Annotated in this window: 12 protein-coding genes; 3 read left to right on the top strand and 9 right to left on the bottom strand. The window is 69.7% G+C overall.

The window, feature by feature from the left end; translation table 11 throughout:
- Nucleotides 1-92: 92 nt before the first annotated feature.
- From CPH93_RS07085 to CPH93_RS07075, 3 genes are all read left to right on the top strand, one after another.
- Entirely contained in the window at nucleotides 93-1,220 is a 1,128-nt protein-coding gene (locus tag CPH93_RS07085) for a beta family protein (protein WP_159032265.1), read from the top strand.
- Nucleotides 1,221-1,800: 580 nt separating this feature from the next.
- Complete coding sequence (locus CPH93_RS07080) at nucleotides 1,801-3,219, top strand: hypothetical protein (protein WP_231977214.1); 1,419 nt, start codon at nucleotides 1,801-1,803, stop codon at nucleotides 3,217-3,219.
- Between the two features lie 40 nt (nucleotides 3,220-3,259).
- Complete coding sequence (locus tag CPH93_RS07075; protein WP_093485965.1) at nucleotides 3,260-3,589, top strand: hypothetical protein; 330 nt, start codon at nucleotides 3,260-3,262, stop codon at nucleotides 3,587-3,589.
- Nucleotides 3,590-3,655: 66 nt separating this feature from the next.
- Here the strand turns inward: CPH93_RS07075 and CPH93_RS07070 are convergent, their stop codons facing one another.
- The 9 genes from CPH93_RS07070 to CPH93_RS07035 form a co-directional block, all read right to left on the bottom strand.
- A complete protein-coding gene (locus CPH93_RS07070; protein WP_096212308.1) occupies nucleotides 3,656-4,987 on the bottom strand; it encodes a protein kinase domain-containing protein in 1,332 nt (443 codons plus the stop codon).
- 10 nt (nucleotides 4,988-4,997) lie between these two features.
- Nucleotides 4,998-5,867, bottom strand: a complete 870-nt coding sequence (locus tag CPH93_RS07065; RefSeq protein WP_231977213.1) for a protein phosphatase 2C domain-containing protein — start codon at nucleotides 5,865-5,867, stop codon at nucleotides 4,998-5,000.
- On the bottom strand, nucleotides 5,861-6,523 hold the full coding sequence (locus CPH93_RS07060; protein WP_093489310.1) for a vWA domain-containing protein: 663 nt from the start codon (nucleotides 6,521-6,523) through the stop codon (nucleotides 5,861-5,863). Before CPH93_RS07060 ends, CPH93_RS07065 begins: the two co-directional genes overlap by 7 nt.
- Before the next feature lie 82 nt (nucleotides 6,524-6,605).
- Entirely contained in the window at nucleotides 6,606-6,737 is a 132-nt protein-coding gene (locus tag CPH93_RS37230) for a hypothetical protein (protein ID WP_256332047.1), read from the bottom strand.
- 62 nt (nucleotides 6,738-6,799) lie between these two features.
- The gene (locus tag CPH93_RS07055; RefSeq protein WP_197708740.1) at nucleotides 6,800-8,422 is read right to left on the bottom strand and encodes a TRAFAC clade GTPase domain-containing protein; all 1,623 of its coding nucleotides are present in this window, start codon (nucleotides 8,420-8,422) and stop codon (nucleotides 6,800-6,802) included.
- Entirely contained in the window at nucleotides 8,419-10,887 is a 2,469-nt protein-coding gene (locus tag CPH93_RS07050; protein WP_096212307.1) for a GTPase-associated protein 1-related protein, read from the bottom strand. Before CPH93_RS07050 ends, CPH93_RS07055 begins: the two co-directional genes overlap by 4 nt.
- A complete protein-coding gene (locus tag CPH93_RS07045; protein WP_231977212.1) occupies nucleotides 10,884-12,125 on the bottom strand; it encodes a TRAFAC clade GTPase domain-containing protein in 1,242 nt (413 codons plus the stop codon). The genes CPH93_RS07050 and CPH93_RS07045 overlap by 4 nt, the downstream gene beginning before the upstream one ends.
- An 11-nt stretch (nucleotides 12,126-12,136) precedes the next feature.
- Nucleotides 12,137-14,356 carry a hypothetical protein gene (locus CPH93_RS07040; RefSeq protein ID WP_096212305.1) on the bottom strand — a complete coding sequence of 740 codons (2,220 nt, stop codon included), beginning with the start codon at nucleotides 14,354-14,356 and terminating at the stop codon, nucleotides 12,137-12,139.
- Nucleotides 14,357-14,618: 262 nt separating this feature from the next.
- Nucleotides 14,619-15,896 (bottom strand): NPCBM/NEW2 domain-containing protein, encoded by a 1,278-nt coding sequence (locus tag CPH93_RS07035; protein WP_096212304.1) that lies wholly within the window; start codon nucleotides 15,894-15,896, stop codon nucleotides 14,619-14,621.
- Nucleotides 15,897-15,965: the final 69 nt, after the last annotated feature.

Below are 15,965 nucleotides of genomic sequence, written 5' to 3'. Positions count from 1 at the left end.
ATCACTGGCCGGAATTGCGCTCTTTCGTCATCAGGCCTCCCCCTTCACCCTTTGACCAGGGGCGATACAGCGGAGTCGATGGGGGAGCCGCGATGGTCGAGCCGCTCTACGTACCCGTACTGCCGATGAAGCAGAATGCACTCGGGGCATACGCATCCCTGGCGCGCTCGGTGCGGGCGAGAACGTCACCGCTGTGGACCATCGCGCCTCGAACGGGCCCGCTGCGTTCGCTGGGTCACCGGCCTGCGACTCCAGTCGACCCCGATCCGGCAGCCCTGACGGAATGGCTGCGCGGCAAGGTCACCGATGTCATGAGAGCCCAACAGGCCGTACCAGCATGGCTGGACGCCTTCCACGTGGAGGACGAACCGGGGCCCGTCACTGCGGGTGTTTGGGCGCTCTTGGCCGACAGCCCGTTGCGGCCGGTGACAGGTATCGAGCGGGCCGAGTGGCAGACGACCGCGTGCGCGGAGCTGGCGCGGGCGAGTGGAAACGGTCTGGGCATACGCGTCTTGCTGACCGGGCTTCCCGATGAGCGGCGTGCCCACGCTGTTCAGGTCTTACTCGATCGCATAGGAACGCCGTCGTCCATCGCCGTCGATCTGCTCCTCGACCTGGGCGCCGTTACCGACGAACACCACCTGGCGGACAAGTGGGCGCGACGTGCCTTGGAGCTGTTCGGCCCGCTTCACCAATGGCGCACCGTAGTCATGATGGCGGGCGCCTTCCCCCGCAACCTGCCGGAGTCATTCCACGCGCCGCCGGAGGAAGCGCACCGCTTCGACTGGGATGCCTGGCACATGGTCCGGCATGCCCGAGCCGAGCACCCGCTCCACGTGACGTACGGCGACTACGGAGCGCATCACACCGGCGGTGCGGATCAGCCCTCGGACGGTGGGGGCGGTCCGCCATGGGGTGTCCTGCGGTACACGACGGAGCGCACCTTTCTCCTGATCAAGGCGCCGACTAAAGGCAGGGATCGTTCTGTGGTCGTTCGTTCCCTCGCCCGGCAGCTCGTCGAAGCGCCCGACTTCCGCGGGCCGCTGGCCAGCGACGGGGAGCGGTGGCTCCGCGATTGCGCTTACGGCGGGGGCGGTCCTGGCTCGGGCAATCCCGCCAAGTGGACCTGGGCAGGACACATTCAGCACATGACGTATGTGCTGCGAGAATTACGAAGGCTGCCCGGATATGCCACAGGCGTGCTTCCAGCTGGCGACTGAGGCGTGTTTCTCTCGCACCCAGCAATTCTTCGAGCTCCGCACGGGAAACCGGAGTTCTCATGGAGGCGAGCGCCTCGGCCGCCTGGAGGCAGGGGAGCGGCAAGCGGTGCAGGGCCTGCGCGACTGCCCCTGGCAGGTGCGGCGGTGGGCGAGCTCGCCGAGGGTGCAGGGGGCCGGTGGCGGGCATCGAGTACGCGCCGCAGCCGATCGCCGTCGAGGGTGCGCAGCCAGGCCGTTAGGGCTGAACCGCAGGAGCCGCTGACGGGAATCACCTGTCCTGTAGGGTCGCCTGGCCGGTTGCATCGGTCACCCTACTGGCCGGCCTGCACCGGACGCCTGCGGCCTTGACGACGGTCGGCTCCCCCTTCTGGCACATCGCCAGCGCGACCGGTGACGGGGTTGTTGATCGCGGCCCACGCGGCAGGCTGCCCGCGCGCATCAACGGAACGCCGGGACGGCGGCGTTCCGGTTTCATAGGGTGTTGCGTCGAGATACTCGGGGAGGGTGAATGGCGAGTCGGCGGTTACCTCCGTTGCCGACGTACCGGACGGACGCGGTGACACGGCGGTTGTGTGCGGCGATGCATCTGGACGATCACTTCGCCCAACAGGTGCATGAGGAGTTCACAGCGGACCGGATGGCCGCGCTCGGGCTGCCGCTCGGCGTCAATCTGGTGGCGATTGTGCGGCATGCCCGGGTGGCGGTGAAGCGTACGGAAACCCGGGACCGTCGACTGGCTTGGCTCTTCGCCGGATGGGGAGCGGCGCTGCTGCTCGCGATGTACGGGCTCGGTAGCGGATCGTCCGTTGTCGCAGCGGCGGGGGGCTGCGGAATCCTCGTCGTCCTCGGCACCGCGTGGTGGCTGGTGCATCAGGCGGAGAGCGAGGCCCGGGCCGCCGCGCTCGCGGTCAGGGATACCGGCTCCAAACCGGGAGACCTTGCACCGCCCGCCCCGCAGGAGGTGGAAGACCAGCTCCGAGAGCTGAAGCGTGCGAATGTGATGCCGTACACGGCGGCCGCCGAGCGCACCAACCCGTTCGTGGGCAGCGGCAGGAAGATCAAAGAGGCGGTCTGGCAGCCCATCGACATCAGCGCCCCGGCCCATGCCCCTGGCGGCGGCAAGCTGACCATCACGCCCTTCGACGCGGTCGATCTGCACACCTACGTCGCCCGTGAGATGGAGAAGGTCGCGGGCCTCGAGGGGCTTCGGGCGCAGAACCGGCTCTATGTGCTGGGCACCCATGTACAGCGCGTCGGCCCGGAGCTGCTGCCAGAGCCGGCCGGCCGGCCCCGTGCGCGGATCCCCACGCAATTGGTGCAAGCCGGTCTCGTCCACCCCGGCGCCGGAATGCGAACCTATCTGAGCCTGGAACGCGTCGGTGAGGGTGGCCGCGTCATCGTGTCCATGTATCTGCGGGCCCGACTGCAGCACCCCAGCCTGTCCTGGGAAGTCGCGGCCTTTGCGATTCCTCCGGTGAGCAGCCGCTACAACCGCGTCGACTATCTGCCGCTCGACGGCTTCGAGCGCTGGTGGAGTCTGGTGCGGTTCGCGACCCGGCAGACCTGGCCGGCGCTCCGCGGTGCGCTGCGACGCAACCACCGCCGCGGTTCCGAACGGAGCCGGAAGGCCAGGGATCTGGAGAAGTGGCGCAAGGAGATCGGCAAGCGCCATGCCGTATACGACTACGGCGCCGTGGACAGCCTTCGCGAACGTGTCGCTTCCTGGGATGCGTTGGGGCACTCGGACCGCACCGATTCCCAGGACTTCCTGCACCGCCTCCAGCAGGGCGTACTGATCGCAACGGAGCGGTTCCTGAAGGACCACAACGTCGACACCAGCTCCTTCGACAAGGCCCAGCAGGTCATCAACACCCAGACATACAACTTCTCCGGAGACATCACCGGGCCCAGTAATTTCGGCAACAACGGCCAGGTCACGGCGTACGGCCAGGGGCCGCTGCCCTCCGGAGCCCCGGGGAATGCCGGCGGACAGCCGTGACCCCGATGATCGCGACACCCCTTCACGCCCAGGAGTACGGATGAGCACGTTCAATTTCCACGGTGAGGTCTCCGGCCCGAGCAACTTCGGGGACGGCGGCAAGATCGAGATCCACCACCACGGTGCGAGCCCCGCCGAGGCCCTGAGCCTCGCCGACGAACTCGTACGGCAGTTGCGCACCGAAGGCCAATCGGCGCTCGTCGCACAGGCGGAGGTGGTGCGCGGCGAGTTGGCGCAGGCCGAGGAGGAGCAGCGTCCCGTCGACCGCGGAAGGGTCCGGCCGGCACTGGAGACCATCTCACTGGGGATTGCGGCGGGAAGCAGCGGTCTGGCACTCGTCCAGGAGCTGGGGCGCCTCATCATCCAGTGAGGGTCTGGGGCCGGGCCTTGATTGGCCGTTGGGACGGGGAGCCCCTTTGGGGACTCCCCGTCCGCTTCACGTTGCGCGTACGACGGCCTGCGCACCGCCGAGATCGAGTTCCAATCCGGAGCGCAGCGGTACGGTCTGGCCCGGCGAGATCTGCTGCGCCGTACCGTCCGAGCGGATCCCGGTCCACGCCTTGCCCGAACGATTGGCGAGCCCGAACTTGCCTGGCTTTTTGGGGTGTTCGGTCAGCTCGGCGACCAGGGTCGCGTCGCTGTAGTCATGCCGTGTGGGCTCCGGTACCAGATGGTGGGCATGCACCCGTGCGGTGCGGTGCAGCCGGATATGGTGCTCGGCGCGCGGTGGGGGCGTGGTGACGATCAGCTGGGGCGGCAGGATCAGCGCCTTGTCGCAGGACCAGCATGTTCCGGCAGCCGTTGCCCCGGGCTCGGTCATGTTCTGCCGCCCGCAGTGCGCGCAGTCGACGACCGAGTCGAGTACGGCCCGCAACACGTCCCGCCACTGCGATTCGCGTACCCGCGCCGCAGGATCCCGCAGTCCGACGGTGAAGTTGTGCGTGAAGAGATCCCGCAGCGCCCGGGGAGCCACGGTCCATGTGGCGAGAACGGTGGCGTGCTCGAACGGGTCGGGCGCGTTCGCGTCGTCGTCGGGATCGAAGACGAACAGCGGCTGTTTGCCATACAGCTTCTTTTCCGCCGCCTCGTCGAGACAGCGGATGGCCAGCTCACGCCTCCCCTCAAGCGGATGGTGGTTCATGAGCAGCATGAACAGCAGTACCGAGAGGGAGTGGAGATCGGTCTGCGTGCCGGGCCGGGCACCTGTCTCCCCGCGGACCAGCTCGGGCGCCATGAATTTCATGGTCCCGGAGATACCGCTGCTGTCCCCCTCCACCACGGCGTTGTCGTTGTCGCACACCAGGACGTCGCCGGTCGCCGGATCGAAGAGGATGTTGCCCCACGAGATGTCACGGTAGGCGATGCCCCGGGAGTGCAGCGCCTGGTACGCCTCCACCGTGTAGAGGCAGGCCGTCAGCAGCGCTCGGGGCGTGGTGCGCAGTTGCCTGGTGAAAAGCGCGGGGAGGCGCTTGAAGCGGGCCGGCAGGATGTCCATCAGATAGCCGAACCCACCCCGTCCGTCGCGGACGTACGCCGTCGGCCACAGAAAGCGGTCGTCGTCGAAGTCACGGGCCACCAGCTCCTGGACGATGGCCTCCTGCTCGGGTGTCGCGCACGTGGGGTAGTACCACTTGAGCGCCTTGTCGCCGCTCGGGGTCTTCGCCCGGTAGACCTCGCCCTGGCCACCGGCCCCGAGCATGTCGGTGACCTGGACCTCCTCGCCGTCGTCCGCGGTGAGGAGGGTGCCGCTGTCGAGCATGCCGGTCATGATCTCTCCGTTATTCGTCTGCTTCGGGGTGGAGGAGGAGCCGCCGCCCGGCCACCAGGGTGGTGTCGTCCCCGGAGTGCCGTGCGGCCTTGGCCAGCCACTCGGGAAGGACGGCCTGTACACCTTCGGTGCCCGCTTCGGACAGCCGCTGGTCCAGTCCGGTCATGAACTGGCTGAACCCCTCGTCCGAGGCGAAGCTCTTGGACAGCCCGTCCGTGGACACGGCAACGAGACGGGGCGTACGGGCCGGGCCGGCGATCGGCGCCCAGTGCATCCGCAGCAGTCGCCACGCGTCACGGGAGCACAGGGACTCCGTTTCGTCCCCGAGGTCTGCCTCTGCCGGCGCGAGCGGCAGGACCACCTCGCCGTTGTGATCGACGACCGTCAGCTCGCCGTCGCCGAGCTGCCAGGCGGCGAAGAGCTGCGGCGTCACGACGGCGCCGATCAGCGTGGCGCCGTACAGCAGCAGCTTCTGCTCGTCGCTCGGCACGGCCTCCGTCCCGCCGGGGTCCGCTTCGTACTGACGCTGCCAGTGCCCCCGCACGCGATGCTGCCACTCGGCGACGAGGCGGCGTGGCATGGTGTGCCGGGCAAAGTTCATCAACCAGCTGAGACTTCGGGGCCCGTCGAGCCCCTCGCTCCCGGCCAGGGCCGCGAACTCCCTGGCGTGCGCGGCGAACAGGTCCACCGCGTACCGGGCCCCGATGTCACTGCGGGCGTGCGCCGCCGCACCGTGCCCGTCCGCGGCGACGAGGATCAGCGGCTCCTCCGGGGCTCCGTTCCCCTCGGCCCTCCACCAGTCCTGATTCTGTTGTTTGTTGACGCCCTGAACGCTCTCGCCGACCGTCTCCCAGTGCGGCACGTAAGGCTCGTTCACCACACGTCGTCATCGTCGTCGTCCAACACCGGCGGGGCGTACGCGGGCTGCTTCACCAAGGGGTCCGAGGAGCCCGCGACCGGTTGTGACGCTGCCTTGACCGCGGCCGTCGAGGCCCATCGGATCGCGGCGGCCAGCTGCTTGGGGCTGTTCGCGTCCAGCGGCTGGAGCTCGGGGTTGCCGAGGAATTCCCGCAACACGCTCCGGTCGGCGTCCGCACCGATGGCGATCGCGACCCGGACCGCCTTCTTGCCCCACGGTGTGGCATCGATGGCTCTCAGGCCGGTCTTCCAGTCGTCGGTGGGCCCACCGTCCGAGACGAGTGCCAGCACCGGCTTCAGCGCACGCTGGGGCATGGGCGGCGTCTGGAGCTCACGCGCCACGAGGTGCAGCGCCTCACCGAGATTGGTCGTCCCGTCCACCTGGACGTCCTGCCAGGTGAAGTCGTCGACTGGGACGGGGTCCTTGTGATGCCACTCGGCGGTGGTGGAGAAGACGAGGGTGCGCACCAAGAGCTGGGCCGCGGGATTGTCGTGCGCGACCGAGCGCATCTCAGGGATCGCCTCCCGGATCGCGTAGTTGAGCTGGCCGATGCGATCGCCCTGCATGGAGTACGAGCAATCCAGCAGCCAGATGAAATGAACCGGCCGGTTGGCCATCGGCCCGCCCGGGATGTCACTCATTACATGTCCTCCGTTTCGTCGTTCCCGCCCGAACGATGCACCACGTGCCTCATGTGCATCAGCTGCCGAGCTCCCTCAGTACGTACGGGACCAGCGCCACCACCAAGGCCACCGAGATCACCCCGGCCGTGATGAACAGTCCCAGCGCAAGTCGCCGTCCTCGTGCGATATGCGGCGTCACACTCTGCATGCAAACTCCCAACCACCCTGATGTCGCGTTTGGTTGACTCTCACTGCCGTCCTGCACATGCGTCAGCGAATTGATTGATCGGCTACCGCCCCACCACCCGGTCGGGGAACGCCCTGCTCGGGTGGTTCCGCGGCGAACTCGCCCACGCGTAGCCCCGAGTGAGCCAGGATCCAGAGAACCGGCTCCGCCGCCCGGCGCTGCTCGCTTTCGAGAGCCCCCGTGCCGGTGGCCGCATACGCACTCACTGCCCAGTAGCGAGCGGCGCCGAAGTCGTGGCCCACGCCTCGGACCAGGGCGCCGAGGCCGATCGCCTCCAGCCAGCTGTCGATCCGCGCCCCCGGCACCGGCAGGGAGCCGATCTGGTCCAGCACATCCCGTTTGGTGACCAGCGTGGCCATGGGGATGCGCCGCCGCCGTCCGGTGAGCGCCGCAAGTTCTCCGGTGAGCCGCTGGTAGGTGTCCAAGGGGCTCTGGTCGGAGGGCCGGGCCGCGGTTGCCCGCTCCACGTCACCGCCGTGCAGCGCACGTCGGACCTGTGGGGCCGCGAGGACGTCGGCGATCAGGATCACACCATCGGTATGGGCCAGGTACTGCTGCTGCCGTACGGAGCCCGCGTCACGCAGCGATTCCCCCATGGGGTCGTACAGATACAGCAGCCGGTGCCGCCTGCCGTGTCCGACGCGGAGCATGAAGGCCCGGGGCTCGCCGCCCTGCGTCTTGAGGGCCCAACCCGTCTGGCTCAGCTGCTGGTTGAGCGTCCCTGCGTCCTTGCGGTCGGCCGCGGAGGCGTACTCCACGGTCAGCGCGCTGCGCCTCGACCATGCCTGCAGCCCGGCGACCATCGCCGCCATCACCATCGTCTTCCCTGACGATGTACCGCCGACCAGCGGCAGATGCACCACGCGTGTGCTGCCGACCGCCTCAGGGAGCTGCTGGTCGCAGTACGGGCAGTGGGCGGCGAGGCGGCCCCGGCCCGCGAGCGAGGTGGTGACCAGCCGCTGTCCGCAGACGCAGATGTGCCACAGCGCTCCGTACCGTCCGGGGCGCAGCTCGCCGTGCGCCACGCGGCAGCTCGGGCAGCGGTGGACGGCCAGCGGGAAGGGCCGGTAGCAGCCGGGGTAAGGGCATTTCATACGGATGCCTCGGACGAGTAGCCACAGCCGTTCCGTCCCGCGGAGGACCGCCACGCTCGCCATGACGAGCAGCCATACCAGACCGAGCAGCAGGCCGAACGCGAGCAGGACCGTGGAGGTGAGCAGCGCCGCGAGCAGGGCTCCCAAAGCTGCTCCGGTGGCCGTTCCCGGCGCAGTGGCACGCATCACGGTGCGGGTGAACCAGTTCTCCCCGCGTTGCCTCGTGGTGGGCCGTCGGCCGGACAACAGCTGCTTGGCGTACCGATGGAGCCACAAAATCGTCAGCCGGTACCAGATGGTTTTCCCCGCACCGACCGCGGCGTCGCGGGCGTCCTGCCACATCCGCTGTGACCAGTACGCCCGATGGCTCGGCTCGCGGGTGCCGACGCCGGCGATACGCGGGTCGGGCGCCCCGGTCTGCCATGGGCCGAGGGTGCGCCCGGCAGCTGTCAGGGAAAGGCCGAGAAACTGCACGGTCGTGTAGAGGCACAGCGGGGCCGCCACCAGAGCGGTGAACCACAGGGCGAGCGCCAACACATGGGGAGGGTTCATGACGAGTGCCCATCCTTTCGCGGTGGTTCCACGTCACCCCAGCGCTGCCCTCTCACGGTGCTTCGCTGCCCCCGGCTGCCGAAGCGCCGCCCGAGCCGCCCTAAGGCCCCCGGCCGGTTCCACGCGCGGAACCCGTCGGCCCACCTGCCTCCCGTTCGTTCGAGGTGGCGCTCGACGGCGGAGACCTCCTCGTCGGGCAGTGCCCGCACGATCGGGCGCAGCACCTTGTCGAGCAGCACCGTGCGCGTCTCGTGCCAGGCCCCACCCGCCTGCGGGTGGGAGGTCCAGGAGATGAAGCAGTCGGCCACGTACTCCGGGACGACGCGCAGCCGGTCGCGTACCCGGTCTTCCTGAGCGGCCCGGCCGTATGCCGCGATCAGATCCCGGTCGCTGCTGTGGATCAGCGCGTACAGCTCTCCGTCCGGTCGGTCCTTGGACAACAAGCGGCGGGTGAGCGCTCCGAAGGCATGTTCCAGTACGGCGGGCGGCAGCGGTTCGGCGGCATTCCGCAGCGCCAGTGCGCGGTCGGTCCACCCTGTGCCGGCCTGCCCTTCGCGCAGGTCCCGGGCGAACTCGAGAAGCAGCAGGGCCGCGCGCTGGCGTGGTTCGAGCTCGCCGGAGAAGCAGCGCAGTACCTCGGGCGCGAGATGTGCGGCGTCCGAGTCGTCGGCGGGTGCCTCCAGTGCGGCTTGGACGATCTCGCGCCAGGTGTCGGCCGCGCGATGGACATCCGAACCGAGCCCGGCGAGCAGCAGCCGCGCCTCACCGGCGGTCGGCGTGCAGTCGTCCCACACCAGCCGTACGGCGGTGCGCAGCACGAGCGGCTCGGCGAACGCGGAGACCCCACCGGCGCGCAGCACGTTGTGCAGGGTGGCGACGCGGTCGTCGCCGCCCGCTGTTGCTCCTGGCGACCCGGCACACATCCGCAGATGGGGCAGAGCCTGAACTCCGTCGAGCGACAGGCCGGTTCGGGCGAGCAGCCGGGCGGCCGAGCGCGGATCGCCTGCGGCCGCATCATCGCACTTGGCGAGCAACGCCGCCCGCAGATCGAACTGCTCCTCCAGCGCGGAGCGTACTCCGGGGGTGTACTCCGTGTCCGGATCGGCGAGCAGCGCCCGGCACAGTCGGCGCGCCACATCGGGCAGCAGATCCGTGCAGTCCACCGCGAGGACGTTGGCGATGCGCAGCAACTCGACCAGCCGTGAGACCTCCTGCGCGGAATCAGCGATGCCCGCGCGCAGCTCGGGGCGGAGCTCAGTGGACAGGCGCTGCCGCACGTCCTCGGTCAGCGGTGACATCCGCAGATCCGGCAGCCCGGCCCCGTGTCCGCTCCGAACAGCTTCGGTGAGGACCACGGCTGCCAGTGGTGCGGTCGTGGTGACCGGCAATTTGCCGCTCAGTGCCGTGAAGAGGCTGGTCAGCGCGGCTGTTTCAGCCGGCGTCCGGTCCGACACGGGCCCGCTCAGCGCGTCGACGAGCTGACGCAACCGCTCCTCGTCCAGCGTGTCCGCGCAACCGTACGCCCACTCAGCTGCTGCCGCACGAACCTGCGGCAGCTGGACGACCCGGGAACACAGCCCGAGGACCGCGAGGGGACCTGCGGCGAAGTGCTCCCCGGGCAGCGCCGCTGCCTCCTTGAACAGCTCCGGGGCCTTACCCAGCCAGACCTGGGCAGCGATCTCGGCCCACGCATCGGTCACCGGCGCCGTGGGCCCTCGGCCTGTGCAGTCGTGCACGCGATATCGGTCGTCAAACCCGGCGAGGCCCGCCCCGTCTTCCGGCAGCACCCCGATGATCTGCTGCCGGGCCAGTTGCGGTCGCCGCGTGTACGTCGTGAAGGTCAGCTGGTGGTCGAACTCGCGCGGCAGCACTGCCCCCGCCAGTGCGATCCACCGGGCCACGTCCGCGCTGTCCCGCTCGACGACGACAATCTGCGGTGCGGCCGGATCCTCGCTCAGCCTGCGCAGATCGGCGAAGAAGCCCGCGAGCCACGGCGCGCGCGAGGCAGCGAACCCGATGAGGCCGTCCCGATCGAAGAACCCCGATGGGGCGAGCGATTCCAGCGGAGTCGGCACGCCGCCGTCCGGCGTGCGGTCGGCCCAGTGCGGGGAGTCCCAAGCGGTGATGGGAAGTGCATCGCCAGGCAGACCCACACGTGCGGGCAGATACACGGCATGGGCGTGGAAGTTGCCCCATCGGCCGCTGTAGTCGGTGCCCGTGTACACCGTACGGGCGAGGAGCCGGCTGCGATCGGAGAGCAGGCTGTAACTGAGGGCTCGGGGAAAACACGCGAGCTCGGCGTCCGTGGGGCGTGGCGGGGCGTCGCGCGGCGGTTCGTACCCGATGAGCTGCTCGGCTTCTCTGAGTAGTGACCGGGGAACGTCGGGGGTGACCGCGGTGAACCGGAAGCCGGAGCCGTCGGGGCCCGGTGGGGCCGAGGTGTAGTGCAGCTGCGCCAGGCTCATGAGCGGGCCCCTTTCCCTGCATGCTTTCCGGGCCTTTGCATGGGAATGAGGCCACGCAGCCCGAGAAGCCACAGGAGCGGATCCTCGGCGCGCAGCGGCTGCGGCCCCGACTTGGGGGCGTCGGCCGGGGCGTGTGAGGGTGGTGGCGCCCCGAGCGCTGACACTCCGAAGAGCGACAGCTTCGCGAAGTCACGTTCGAGCTGCCGGTACAGCGCACCGGAATCCCAGCCGTCCATCAGGGAACGCATCTCCTCGTGCACGGCCAACCGACCCTCCTCGTCGAAAGACGCTCCTTGGTGTGGTGCGTTCCGCAGGAGGGGCGAGTGCGGGCCGAGCAGGGGCCGCAGCGCGTCGGTCTTGGTGACGGCGACGGCAATCGGGGTGGAGACCTGGCCGCGCGATCCACCGCGGCCGTGTGCGCGCAGCTGGGCGGCGAGGTCCGCGGCTATCTGCTGGGGAGGCGTTTCGACGGCGGGCAGTGGCGGGCCGTCGCCGGGCGGCAACCGATCTCGTACGGAGCCGAGCTGGAGCGGGTCGACAAGGAGGATGACGCCATCGGCGGCACCGAGGTAGTGGGTATAACGGTCCATGGCTTCGGCGCTCTTCAGGTCCTCACCCGCGGCGTCGAAGAACACCAGCGCGGTGTGCCGGCTTCCTTCGCCCAGCCGCCCGCGGCGGGGCAGGCTCAGCCGGTACAGCAGAGGGTCGTTGAAACCCATGGCGGCCGGCCTGGTGGCATCGGGCAGACGCAATCGGTCGTACAGGTCCTCGGCCAACTCGCGGTCGCGGCGCTGGGTGTCGCTGCCCATCGCGGCGAGTGAGGCGCCGTAGGCGCGCCCCACCCGATTGCGCAGCTCATTGACCAGCACTGAGACGTAGGTGCTCTTGCCGGAGGCCTTGGCGCCGACCAGCGCGATGATGCGGCTGTCCTGGTCGCAGTAGTCGCTGGGAAGGTCGTTGTGACATCGGCGGCAGACGCGTACAGGAGTGGGCACCCCGCATCCGGGGCAGGCCGCTCGTGGACCCCCGCCGCGCAGGCCGGCGAGCCCGCGCGGAGCCGTGAAGACCGGGCCGCGCATGCGGAGCGCGGGCGGCACACTGGGTCCCATGAACTCTGCCCAGATGTCGTCGCGTTCGGCTTCACAGGGCTGGCCGCCGCGCACGCCGGCGGCTTTCATCAGACAGCGGTACGGCAGCTGCCTGGCCGCGGCGCGGTCGAAACAGTAGGGGCAGATCACGGTCGTCAATGTCAGCGCACCACCAGGGTTGTGGGGGACGGTTCTTCGAGGCGTATGGAGGCGGCTCGGCCGCCGAGGAGGAAGCCCCGCAGGGCGTACGGAGTGCGGCAGGCACCGGCGGCGATCTCGCGCTCGATCGTGCCGGCGCGGTGCAGTTCCTCACCGCTCAGCCGCAGCACTGTGGTGCCGTCGGCGGGGTGGCGCGGCCGGACCGGGCACCGTGCGTCGTCGTTTCGGGCGACGAGGACGAACTCCGGCAGATCCGTGGCGGGTTGGCCGGGCGGGGATGACAGCGTGACGCGGACAGTGGAGGGCTTCCTGCGCAATGGACGGCGAGCGCTTGAACGGACGCAGTAGGCGATGGCGATGTCCGCCGGCAGTACTGCCTCGGCACAGGCGGGCGAAACGACGGTCGCGTTCGCCGTGCGGGCGGTGGGTATCGCGCGGATGTGCGCCTCGGTCGGCCCAACCGGGATGTGCAGACCTTCGCGCAGGAATACGGTGCGGGTCACCCGGTGCTCGTCACAGTGATCGTCCTGCTCCCGCACCACGGTCACCTGTCGGACGTTCTTGGGCCACTCGAAGAATACCCGGGCGAGACCTTCGCCTATCCGCTCCACCGTCAGAGCGGTGGCCGGTGCGGGCGCCTCGACGCGGACGCCCGGTCCGGCCACGGCACGCTCGCCGAGGACCGCGACGGCGGTGACCCGGGCGATGGTGCCGGGTGGTGGTACGAGGCCCGCAGACGCCTGTTTCCAGGGGAGCGACGCAGGCAGTTTCGAGAGCGGTCCCGGCAGCTCCGTACCCGGCGCCGGTGCGTCGCCGGGCCACTCGACCAGGCGCACGTCGGCGCCCTCGCCGCCGGTCCAGGAGAACCGTACGCATCCGGCCTGGGCCATGGCGGTGAGTTGGAGCACCGGTGACGGCCAGGGATGGACGGTAACGCGGGCCCTGACACCGGGTGACTTGACCTCGCTACCGTCGACGGTGAGGTAGCGGCAGCTGACGCGTAGGTGGTGCTCACCGGTCCGCAGACCGTGCGCGGTGAAACCGCAGTGTGGGGCGTCCACCTCACTCGTACGGCCATCAGGTCCCGTGAGTTCCACACTCACACCGACGGCTTTGGGCGGCTGTGCCCAGGTGGCCTCGACGCGTGCCCTACCGTCTGCTGTTCGGAGGCCGGACACTTCCGGCGCGACGAGCAGCGCCCTCGACACGAGAGGAGGGCCGGCGATCACCCCATCACCCAGCGGGAACACCGCATAACGGACCTCATGGCCGACTGGAGGCTGATGGTCCAGCGCAGCGCCGTCCTCCGTCTGCCCGTTGATCTCGGTCAGGGACGCGGGACGCTGCTCGGTGCCGCGGGTGAGCCTGATGATCCGCCAGGACACGTGGCCCGTGTCTACAGGCCAGGCCAACGTCACTGATTCCGCGGTGAGATCGACACTCAAACCGCTGGGGCTGCCCCCGGCAGGGCGGCTCGTGTGGATGAGCCCTCGGATCGCGCGGGGGCAGTCGCCCGCGAGCCGGATGGCGTGCAGATAGCGGTCTCCCGCAGCTTCTGCCTCACCCTCACGCTCGAACTGACGCGCACTGTCGAGGACTGCGTCCGTTTCACGGACGCGGGCGGCGATGCACGCCAACCGGCGCTCCAGGTACGGGTCCTGGCCGCCGTCGGTCGGTAGCTCAGCCGCCAGCCGGGCGGCTCGGCGCAGCCGACCCCGCTCCCACGCGTCCTCAAGATCCTCGGCGGCCGTCCGCTGCCGCGGATCCAGGCGGAGCCGAACGCGGGCCGCATGGACCAGCGCCGCCGCCTCTCCCGGATCGATGCCGAGAGAGACCGCCGTGGCCGTCCGCCCACCCTGCGGGTGGTGCTGCAAAATCTCGATCAACTGATAGAGCAGTACCTGGCGCAAAGCCATCGGATTTCGGCCGTGCAGCTCCGCTAATCGCCGCAGAAGCACTTCCGCCCCGGCGCGGTCCGCTTGTAGGCGTCGCAGTTCCTCGGTGTCGACACGTCGCCAGCTGCGCGCCGCGCGCCGCACATACACCCCGTCGAGCACGCGCAGACTTCCGCCGTGAGGAATGAGCACCTCGCCGAAGTGCCGCAATCCCAGGGTGCGCTGATGTACGACCAGTTCCTGATAGCGAGGCACGAGCGGGGACAGCGGCAGTCCCGACAGTGCCGCAGGCAGCCCGAGCCGATGCCCGAACTCCAACCCCACCATGTGCCCCCGTGACCCCCGTGCCAACTTGAAGGGTCCATCCCAGCAGATCTTCGGGCGGGGTGAGAGCTTTTTCGCCACACTCGGCCCCACGGATCGGTGTCCTGCGGCTGGCCGTCCTTCTACGATCCATCAACTCGATCTCGCTGCGGCTGCTTCCGGACGAGGGGTGAGGGGCGGGACGGAGCGGCCTGCGCCCCTCAAAGAGGCCGGTCTGGCGGTACGGGGCGGTCCTGCACCGGGCCGGCCGCTGTAGGTGTGCCGCTCACCGGCAGGTGATAAGTGGGCCACCCCAGTCGGCGTGATCGGAGTTGTTCCCGTTGCCTCCGTCAGTGACCACGAGCCGCAGCTCGCTGCCGCCGGTGAGGTCCGCGGTGAGACGCTTCGCGGGTTGGCCGACCGTCATCAGCCCGCTGTCGGCGACCTTCGTGCCGTCCCGATAGATCTGGAAGACCACCGAGCCGTTCGCGCCCACCTCGTCGTCGATCCCCACGTCCACGCCGAGGGCGGAGCAGGTGCCGCCGAGGTGATAGGTGATCTCGCTGTTGGCGTGGGCCCCCAGACCTTCGGGGTAGCCGGCGCCCGCGATGGTGAGGGGACGTCCGTCGACGCTGCGGTTCTGCCCCACCGGCGCCCAGGCGTTCTGGCTGGAGGCCCACGGCCGGGCGCTTAGCGCTGTGGTGCGGGCGGGCCGCGGGTTGCCCTTGGGGCCCCGGGGCGCGGACGGCGAGGGCGTGGCCGACTTCGAGGGCCGGGAACTCGGTTGCTTCGACGCCTTGGTGTGACTGGCGGACGGTGTGCCCGAGGCGGAGCGGGAGGCGGTCGCCGACCTCCCGGGAGAAGCCGTCGGCGACTCGTCAGGAGTGGGAGCCGACGAGAGGCCGACCCGTCCGGGGCTGGTGCCCGAGGCGTGGTCGCGCGTCGGGCCGAGCAGCGGGCCGACGGATATGGCAACCCCGGCCACGACGGTCACGGCAACGGCGAGCATGGCGATGCGCGCCGGTGCCGGCCGGGAGCGCCGCGCCTTGCGCGGCCCGTCGGAGGGGCTCAGCCCCACGGGGCGTACGGAGGCGGAGCGTTCGCTGCCGACGGTGGACTCCTGACCGGTGTCAGCCGGATCGGATCCCTCCCCCGGATGCCGCCCGGCCAGCCAGGACGCGAAGTCATCGCGTAGTTCGGTCCTCCGGGAACCCTGGTGCCAGGCCGCGGCGACCTGCCGTACCGCCGCCATCAAGCTTCCCTGCCAGTCCGTATCGGGACCCGCTCCCGGGTCGGGGGAGTGCAGGACGCCGGAGATGGCCTCCGCCGCCAGATCCGCTGCGGCTTGGGAGGATCCGCAGAAGGCGCGTGCGTAGGCCAATACAGCGGCGTAGTACCGACGGTGGAACTCGTCGAGAGCTTCCTCGGCTAATCCGTCCGGAGCTGCCGCCCCACCCGGATCGGCCGCCGCCCGGCCACCGGTTCGGGCGGCCGCACGGATACGCACGACCAGTTCGGTATCGGACAGCTCTGTCCCGCCGAGGGGGGCGAATGGCTCTTGCATAAGTGGGCTGACTGACCCTTCAACGCTGACGATTCATAAAAATACCGCAAGGGGTACAGGGATCCGGCG

It is taken from the genome of Streptomyces sp. 2323.1, assembly GCF_900221035.1.
Taxonomy (GTDB): Bacteria; Actinomycetota; Actinomycetes; order Streptomycetales; family Streptomycetaceae; genus Streptomyces; species Streptomyces sioyaensis.
Note: the sequence above shows the minus strand (reverse complement) of the source record. Positions and strands in the feature narration are given on the sequence as shown.

Coding starts and splice junctions, on each gene's coding strand:
- CPH93_RS37230 (WP_256332047.1), bottom strand. CDS start 6,737: ATGCAGAGTGTGACGCCGCATATCGCACGAGGACGGCGACTTGCGCTG.
- CPH93_RS07080 (WP_231977214.1), top strand. CDS start 1,801: ATGCATCTGGACGATCACTTCGCCCAACAGGTGCATGAGGAGTTCACA.
- CPH93_RS07060 (WP_093489310.1), bottom strand. CDS start 6,523: ATGGCCAACCGGCCGGTTCATTTCATCTGGCTGCTGGATTGCTCGTAC.
- CPH93_RS07070 (WP_096212308.1), bottom strand. CDS start 4,987: ATGACCGGCATGCTCGACAGCGGCACCCTCCTCACCGCGGACGACGGC.
- CPH93_RS07040 (WP_096212305.1), bottom strand. CDS start 14,356: ATGGTGGGGTTGGAGTTCGGGCATCGGCTCGGGCTGCCTGCGGCACTG.
- CPH93_RS07055 (WP_197708740.1), bottom strand. CDS start 8,422: ATGAACCCTCCCCATGTGTTGGCGCTCGCCCTGTGGTTCACCGCTCTG.
- CPH93_RS07075 (WP_093485965.1), top strand. CDS start 3,260: ATGAGCACGTTCAATTTCCACGGTGAGGTCTCCGGCCCGAGCAACTTC.
- CPH93_RS07085 (WP_159032265.1), top strand. CDS start 93: ATGGTCGAGCCGCTCTACGTACCCGTACTGCCGATGAAGCAGAATGCA.
- CPH93_RS07035 (WP_096212304.1), bottom strand. CDS start 15,896: ATGCAAGAGCCATTCGCCCCCCTCGGCGGGACAGAGCTGTCCGATACC.
- CPH93_RS07050 (WP_096212307.1), bottom strand. CDS start 10,887: ATGAGCCTGGCGCAGCTGCACTACACCTCGGCCCCACCGGGCCCCGAC.